Genomic DNA, 260 nt, shown 5'->3' with positions numbered 1-260 from the left:
GTTCTATATCAGAAATATTTAACGTAGTTAGCGTCAGATTTAACCCCTCAAATTGATTAAGTATTATTGCGAATTGGTATTACTCACCATTAACAATTATGCGTAGCATACGACGAAGTGGCTCTGCCGCTCCCCACAAAAGCTGATCGCCTACTGTAAATGCGCTGATGTATTTTGGCCCCATCGCTAATTTACGAATACGGCCAACAGGAATGCTTAAAGTGCCTGTTACTTTAACGGGTGTTAAGTCTGTTGCGCTA

General features: G+C 41.2%; 1 protein-coding gene. It reads right to left on the bottom strand.

Annotation, left to right across the window (positions count from 1 at the left end; all coding sequences use genetic code 11):
* Positions 1-79: 79 nt before the first annotated feature.
* Positions 80-260: Asd/ArgC dimerization domain-containing protein (locus AAEY57_RS20355; protein ID WP_350608705.1), on the bottom strand; the 181-nt coding region annotated here is incomplete at its 5' end.

It is taken from the genome of Pseudoalteromonas sp. MER144-MNA-CIBAN-0113 (genome assembly GCF_040308965.1).
Lineage (GTDB): Bacteria > Pseudomonadota > Gammaproteobacteria > Enterobacterales > Alteromonadaceae > Pseudoalteromonas > Pseudoalteromonas tetraodonis.
Note: the sequence above shows the minus strand (reverse complement) of the source record. Positions and strands in the feature narration are given on the sequence as shown.